This window comes from Methylobacterium sp. E-065, assembly GCF_022829605.1.
In the GTDB taxonomy this organism is placed as follows: domain Bacteria; phylum Pseudomonadota; class Alphaproteobacteria; order Rhizobiales; family Beijerinckiaceae; genus Methylobacterium.
Map to the genome: position 1 here is coordinate 1 of NZ_JAKSYD010000251.1, position 503 is coordinate 503.

At 69.4% G+C, this 503-nt stretch carries 1 protein-coding gene; it reads right to left on the reverse strand.

The window, feature by feature from the left end:
- On the reverse strand, positions 1-503 hold a 503-nt coding region (locus MKK84_RS28605), incomplete at both ends, for a methyl-accepting chemotaxis protein (protein WP_243925460.1).

The following is a 503-nucleotide window of genomic DNA, read 5'->3' on the forward strand; positions in this document are numbered from 1 at the left end:
GCGCGCTTGACCGCCTCCTCGGTGAGCATCACCGAGGTGTTGATGCCCCGCTGGATCTCCCCCAGGATCCCGCGCACCTGACTGGTCGCCGCCTTGGCCTGATCTGCCAGCAGCTTCATCTCGGAGGCGACCACCGAGAAGCCGCGCCCGCTCTCGCCGGCCGCGGCCGCCTCGATCGCGGCGTTGAGGGCGAGGAGATGCGTGCGCTCCGAGATGTCGTTGACCGTCTCGATGATGTCGCCGACCGTCTGGGTCTTCTCCGACAGGCTGACGATGTTGCCGGCCACCGCCTCGGCCTGCTCACGGATCGCATCCATGGCCTTGGCGGTGTCGGAGACGGCGCGCAGGCCTTGCCGGGAGGTCTGGGCGGTGGCCTGCGCGGTGGCGATCACCTCGGTGGCGCGCTTGCTGATCTGGGCGCCCGAATGCGTGATCTCGTCGACCGTGGCGGCGGTCTCCTGCACGGCGGCAAATTGCTGCTCAACGGAGGCCGCCTGCTCCTG